3 protein-coding genes and 1 pseudogene are annotated in these 7038 nt (G+C 37.2%); all 4 read right to left on the bottom strand.

Annotated features, from left to right (window positions below; translation table 11 throughout):
- A pseudogene (locus VB654_RS24880) lies at window positions 1-1264 on the bottom strand (hypothetical protein); the annotation flags it as partial.
- Entirely contained in the window at window positions 1219-2919 is a 1701-nt protein-coding gene (locus VB654_RS24875; protein WP_323216511.1) for a ShlB/FhaC/HecB family hemolysin secretion/activation protein, read from the bottom strand. The pseudogene VB654_RS24880 and the gene VB654_RS24875, both read right to left, overlap by 46 nt.
- An 8-nt stretch (window positions 2920-2927) precedes the next feature.
- The gene (locus VB654_RS24870; RefSeq protein WP_323216510.1) at window positions 2928-5519 is read right to left on the bottom strand and encodes a filamentous hemagglutinin N-terminal domain-containing protein; all 2592 of its coding nucleotides are present in this window, start codon (window positions 5517-5519) and stop codon (window positions 2928-2930) included.
- Between the two features lie 32 nt (window positions 5520-5551).
- Window positions 5552-6232, bottom strand: coding sequence for a ferritin-like domain-containing protein (locus tag VB654_RS24865; protein WP_323216509.1), 681 nt, complete (start codon window positions 6230-6232; stop codon window positions 5552-5554).
- Between the last annotated feature and the right edge of the window lie 806 nt (window positions 6233-7038).

Below are 7038 nucleotides of genomic sequence, written 5' to 3'. Positions count from 1 at the left end.
ATTCTTGGTATACGGGTTCAACTTTGTCTTTAAAAGCAAATTGAATTTCTGGGTTAATTGATAAAATACTGCCGCGAACAAGTTCTAGACTGTGAACAGCAGCCGTATATGCTTGGATTGCCTCCTGGATACGATTACTTTTGTTGTACAATTGACCTAATTGCCACTGCCATTCATAAGCAATATCCCAAGCTTCGACTGATTGAGCAATTCCCATAGCTTGGCTCAGATATTTGATTGATTCAGACTCTTGACCCAAATGAATGTAAACATTGGCAAGAGTTCCCAAAGCCAAGGATTTTGCTCTCTGGTTTTCCAATTTATCAGCTAATGATAAAGATTTTTGACTTAGTGCCAGTGCTGTTGGTAATTTATCATTGATTTTGATCAGGGATTGAGCTAGTTGAATTCGAGCATAGATAGCTTCTATGGTGGGTAATTCTGAAAATTGATGATGGTTGGTTAATAAAGTTTGAACTAAAAATTGAATTAATTGTGGGTTGGGATCACTAAATTCTAATAACAATTTTAGTTGATTTAACTGTGCCGGAATGGTATTTATTTGTTGATAAAGTTCCAGAGCCGCCATAAGTTTATCTTGGGCTGTATTCAGTGCTTCTTGTTTAGATACGGGTTCATCGATGAAGTCATATCTGCTTTGAGCTTGTTCAAAAAGTGAGCGTTCTGTATGAGCTAAACTCAGTAATAAATTAGGTGATTCCAATCCAATATCTTGCGCTATGTCCCAAGCCTTGTTTAGCACCAGAGAAGATGCCTCTGGGTTTCCCAGTTGCCGCAGTACATCCCCAAGATTCCGAAGTCCCACAACTTGGACGTTTTGTAAGGGTTGGTTTTGTAACGCTTGATCTAAACGTTCTTGATATTCCGTCTGGGAAAAACGTTGCAAATGAATTGGTTGACAAACCCAATTTTCCATCTTCAAAGCCTGAATTAAAGTTTGGCAAGCACGAGAATATGAAGCATTAGCTTGTAATGCCAAACTTTGATTAATCAGGCTACCTGTCATTCCTTCGGTGTCATTCAGTTTTTTGTAAGCACGGTAAGCTGATTCCCAAGTCTGTAATGCTGCTGATGTCAGTCCTTGATGTAGTTGAGTAAATCCCCTTTGGTTCAATTGTCCTGGGGTGGGAGCCGCAATTGTTTGATTTGGAGAAAAAATTATCAGCAATGATAGAAATATACCGAAAAATAAATATTTTAAAGTTGATAGCCGAGAGAAAAATAAACACCATTTTCTTGCCATGTTTTTGCGTCGGAATTTGTATTAACAGAAAATAAGGGAATTCCTAAATCAAGACGGGCATTGAAGCGATTGCCCAATTGGTACTGCAAGCCAAGTCCAAAAGACCCCAGAGTACCTGTTGTGACTGATGTATTATTTGTGCTATTACTATGATTCCAGGCAGTACCTAGATCAAGAAAAGGAATGAGTTGTAAAATCCCGGTTTCTTCTTGCCATACAGGAATGTAGAATTCGGCTGATAGTAGAAGTCTGTTGTCAGTCAAAAACGTATCCTGGCGATAGCCACGCACAGAATTTGCGCCCCCCAGTCCAATTTGTTCTAAGGGAAGAAGCGGTCTGTCAGCCAATTGCATATCTGCCCTGAGTTGCAGAGTGTTCGCTGATAACCGTCTTACCCAAGTAGCTTGTCCCCTCCAAGCAAAAAAACGACTATCAGGTTCAGAATCATTAATAGTTGCATTAAAAGCATCAATACCCAAGCTAAATTGTGAACGAACATATAACACTTGTTGACGGCTACGGTCTATCCATTCTTGGGAAAACCTCACGGCAGAAATTCTTGTCCGTCCGGTAGCATCAGCCCCAATACTCAATGGGAAAGGAGTGTTGAGCAAGGACGATTCACTTTCTAGTCTCGAAGCTGTTAAAGCCAGTGCAAATTCTTGGTTGGAATTAGCCGTAGCTCGTTGTAGCAGTGGCTGGCGGAAAGTCACTTCGTAAGCACGAGCATCAGAAAGAATATCCAAGTTAGTGAAGGGGCGTTCAATAATCGTGGATGAAGTGTTGGCGTAAAAGAATTGCAGAGTGCCGTTTTGTGGATTGATCGGCACAGTGTAGCTGGTGGTTATCGTCTTGCTGCCCTCTGTATTTCTGTAGCCAACACTAAAGCTATCGCCTAAGCCCAGCAAATTAGCATGGGTTAACTCGACTCGGCGTTGAAAACTGCCCACGGCTGGAGAGCGAGAATTATCCAAAATAGCTTCCACCTTGAATGGTTCACGCTCTTTAACCGTTACTGTCAAAACAGGTCGTTGTAAGCGAGTGCCTTCGATCAGTTCGGCTGTAATCGACTCAATCAAGGGATCTTGTTGTAATAGTTGCAAATCTTCCAGTAAGCGATCGCTATTCAGTACCGTTGAAGTGCTGGGTAAGCGAGAACGAATATAATTTTTTAACCTTGAAGTGCCTACAACGTCAATTTTATCCAGTTTTCCCTCAACAATTCCAATGGTAATTACGGCTTGATTGGGGTCAATTGCTTGGTTTTCTGTGATGGGCAGATATGCCCCAGAACTAATGTATCCATTGTCTACGTACAGTTTAGTAATCTCTGCACGAGCTGGCAGCAAATCTGAAAAAGTAATTTCTTTGCCAATAAAAGGTGCAAGTAATTCTTCAAGCCTTTGATTGGAGAAGACTGTGTTGCCTTTAAAAACAAAGCGTTTTACCTTGATGGCTTGTATATTCTCACCAGTAATTTCAGGTGGCAAAGGTGGGGGAGATAGAGGAACTAGTTTGATTTCCTCTTCTGGCGTTAAGGGAGAAACCGAAGGTGGTTGTTGAGGAAATGTGGGGATTCGTTCTTGTGCTAGTAGTGGTTGCGATGCAAAGATAAAAGTAGTTGCAAAAATGTACTGGATTTTGATTTTGAGCATAGAAAAAATTAAAAAGGGGATTGGGTGTGGAGAAGCCCATAACCGCTTTCAATAGATGAATTAATTGTTTGAGATTGAGAAGAATTCACACAAGGAGGGGGAGTTGAAGAACCGTAAGGCACCACATCATTAGGCGTGCTTGTAAAACTGATTGTGCCATCTGGGTTAGTTTTCCAGCCTTGGGCTTCAACCAATTTTTGATCTGTTTTATCTGACAATTTTTCAGTTTCTGGCTGGTAATCTTCTTTATCTTCCCAGCCAGAAAGACTGTTAAAATTGCCAGGATTTTGAGGAACAGTTGCTGGCTTGATGACCAATTCTCCGGATTGTCCCTGTGAATAAGCCGCACAAACATTGGTAACTTGGGGAACTTCAACTACTGATGGTATTAAAGCAGCCTTAGTGAAATCAATGGAAGAAGTATTAATCTCAATAGTTCCGTCAACTCCTCGTTCTGAGCTGGCCGTAACTCGGCTATCAGGGGACAGAAAAAATCCTTGAGTGTTGATCTGAATATTTCCTCCTCTGCCTTCAAAAGCATTAGCTGTGATGTTGCTATTTTCTAATGCTAATAATGTATCGGTATTAATATTAATATTACCACCATCACCAGTTGTACCTGTCTGACCAGCAGTAGCAGAAATAATACTATTGTTTAAGCGGACATCTTTTGATTGCAACAAAATATCGCCTCCTTGTCCGACAGCAGTTGTTGCGGTAATACCTCCTTGTTTACTGATATTTATAGAGTCAGCATCAATTTGAAGTATTCCGGCATTTCCAGAACCATCATTTCTGACACTAATTTGAGCGAAATCTTGAACATATAAATCTCCGGTGGTAATTATTAATTCTCCAGCATCCCCAGTAGGAATTAGTGGTACTCTGCTAAACCTGATTCTTAAACTATCATCTAGAATATTTGCGGATGAGCTTATAGAACTAGCTAAATTTGAATCTACATTTTTTCCAGAGATTTCTAGACTCTCAGAGGCATTAATAGTAAGTTGACCAGCATTTCCAAAAGAAACGGTATTTGTAGATATAGCAGCACCATCTCTAATAAAGAGGTTTGAGGTATTGATTTCTAATTTAGCAGCATCACCACTACCGAAAGTAGCAACGTTAATTGTACTAGGACCGACAGAAGTAGACCTACCAATAATTTCTATGAAATTGCTGGCATTTACCAGTACATCACCACCTTGTCCCATATTGAAAGTTGTGGAACCTAAACTACTTCCATCTTTTAGACTTATATTCTTTGCTGTTAAATTGATCTGTCCAGCATTGCCAAAAGAACTAGAAATTGTACTAATATTTCCTCGGTTTTCTAAGGTTATTTTTTTTGTATTTCCTGTAAGATTTCCACCATCTCCAAAATTAATATAACTGAAAGTATTAATTCCACCATAACCATTAGAATTACCTGGAGATGGATTACTACCAGCAACTCTTAATAATTCAGTAGGGTTGATTACTATGTTGCCACTTGAAAAATTACTAAAAGTATTGGCTGCGATTTGCGCTCCTTCAATATCAACTTGTTTTGAATTAATTTCAATGTTCTCTCCTGGTGTATTCCCGAAATTGCTAGTGTAAATACCACTAATACCAAATTGTGATGCACCTTTAACTGTCAGAATTTCAGTAGCATTTATAGAAATTTTTCCATCTTGTTTGTAACCATGATTTTGGCTAAATACCAGTGAACCATCTAAAATTTGGATTTTATTACCCTGAATATTAATAGTGTTTCCTTTACCTTCTAGGCTACTAACATAAGCCAAACTGTTTTCTAAAAATTTTATATTTTGGAAATTTACAACATGATCATATTTAAATATAAAATTATTTTTATCTAAATTTAGATGAACTTCCCCTATATCAACACTTCCTAGTTCAATTTTCCCACTGTTTGTACTAATAATTCCTCCGTCTAATACAATTTCTCCTCCGATAAAAGCTAAACTTTTATTAAAATTTACTTGCCAAGCGTTAGAAAATCTATTGGGATTAAGAGGAAATATAAAATCCTCATTTTTCAGATTATGTCCTGTATTTTTAATATTTATGGCTCCATTTTCTCCATGAAAACTTAATCCAGTAGGTATATTAATAGTTAGTATTTCTTTAGGAGTTGGATTAATTGGACTAAATTGAAATCCATCTGCAAAATTGATACTACTCGCTGTAGTACCAACAAATGAACCACCGATATTCAGGCTGGCATTTTTACCTAAAACAATTCCATTAGGATTCATTAAAAATAAATTACTTATACCATTTGTCCGAATTAACCCATCAATATTAGAAATGGAACTTCCAGTTATCCTAGTGATAATATTTTGAATATCTAAAGGATTATTAAAGTAGGCTGTAGTTCCAGTGGGAACTGAAAAGTGTTGCATACTGTGAAATAAATTCCTACCTGCTCTAGTCCCACCTTCAATAATTTTTATGTTTTCTTCTAACCTGATTCTAGTATTTTTTGGTAAAGTGCTATCTGGTTTTATTTGAGCTTGAGAAATATTTGACCAAATCAAAAAACCTGAGACTATAGTAGTAGTGCTTAAAGTTTGAAGATATCTACTTTTCATGGCTGATTTAAATCAAAATCAATGAGTTCGTATTATTTAACGCCTTGAAAAATTTCACTAGCTAATTTAAATATCGCATCCACTTTACGGGTACGCCATTCATCTACAAGGTTTTGTACTTTTATAGGAGGCATTTGACGCATCATAGCTTCATAAAGATAAGCAGCATGACCAGTTTCGTCTTGAGCAATATTCAACAATCCTTGTTTGAGGTTACGAGAGCTTTGTTCATTATCTGGTAATACGTTAGCCATGCGTTTAAAGTCTTTACCAGCATCAATTTCTAAAATATAGGTGCTGGCTGCAAATACATTCCAATCAATGACTGCAGGTTGCAAATCTTCCTGCGAATAGCCATGAAAGTATAATGCAAAGAAAGGAGTTCCTTGATGCTGTGTACTTTCAGTGGGCTGCTTTTCAGTTGAAGTTATATCTTTAGTTCTGTTGTCGATTTGTTTGAGGGCATGGGCAAAAATTTGGCTGTGCCGAACTTCATCTGATGCGTGTTTCTTTAATTTTTCTGCTAACCAATTATCCCCTTCATTAAATGCACGTTCACTAAGTGCGGAAAGAAATTTAACGGAACTGGCTTCTGATTTTTGTAATCCAGCAAGGACATTGAGGCGAGTTTTAGGATCACGTATTTGAGAGGAAGTGTAATATGCAGTAGCTCCAGAACTTGCCAAATACATGATGTAAGTTATAAGATTCATGGGTCACTTGTTTAAAATTTTTAGACAATTTTGCAATGCAATTTTATACACAATAAAAGATTTAAAAGGAAAAATCAAATTTTTGTTTATATAGCTGATTTAACTAATGTAAATATCAAGTTATTACTGCCAAAACTTTTAAAGTTAAGCTAGAAAAATCAATGCCAGAAAAGTGTACAAACTAGGAAAATTTTTGTACGTTTAACCTTACTACAGCATTTTTTTTCAAAGTACCACACCTAAATATTTAAAAGGTTTATGGAATAAGGGTTATAGGATTTCGTTTTGTACCAAACCGTTACAAAAAGTGCTGTAAATGTCATGTCCTAACCAACTCTCTTCTTGTATACCGTGAACCTAGTAAACTAGGCCTTTCTCAAGCTTATACCTTCCCAAACGGATATTTAAGTAGTTAATTGAAATAAGGTAGCAACTTTTGCTTTAGTTGGAAGCATCCCAACTGGGAAGATACATATTTCATTAAGCCGTAAGAGCCTGATTACACCGTTAGACAGAAAAGATATATTTGCCAAAGTGGGATGCTCCCCGTTAGTTAAACGTAGTATGAAATACATTTAATATTTAATATACATATACAATCAAAAAGCATCTATCTTAAGACATAAATGTTGCTATGTGATAAATTTTATCTGATAAATTAAAAATCACCTTGAAGCTGTAAATTGACCAAACTGTAGGCACACAGTAATATTCCCGAAGACAGATACACAGATGTTTCTCGATATCAGCACTGCTGGAGAGAAAAAACTAAAGGATGAAAAACTGGCTCAGGAAATTAGCCGTTA

It is taken from the genome of Nodularia sp. UHCC 0506, assembly GCF_034931045.1.
In the GTDB taxonomy this organism is placed as follows: domain Bacteria; phylum Cyanobacteriota; class Cyanobacteriia; order Cyanobacteriales; family Nostocaceae; genus Nodularia.
Note: the sequence above shows the minus strand (reverse complement) of the source record. Positions and strands in the feature narration are given on the sequence as shown.

What these genes read in the sequence shown, in the direction of transcription:
- VB654_RS24875 (WP_323216511.1), bottom strand. Translation starts at nt 2,919, where the DNA reads ATGCTCAAAATCAAAATCCAGTACATTTTTGCAACTACTTTTATCTTT.
- VB654_RS24870 (WP_323216510.1), bottom strand. Translation starts at nt 5,519, where the DNA reads ATGAAAAGTAGATATCTTCAAACTTTAAGCACTACTACTATAGTCTCA.
- VB654_RS24865 (WP_323216509.1), bottom strand. Translation starts at nt 6,232, where the DNA reads ATGAATCTTATAACTTACATCATGTATTTGGCAAGTTCTGGAGCTACT.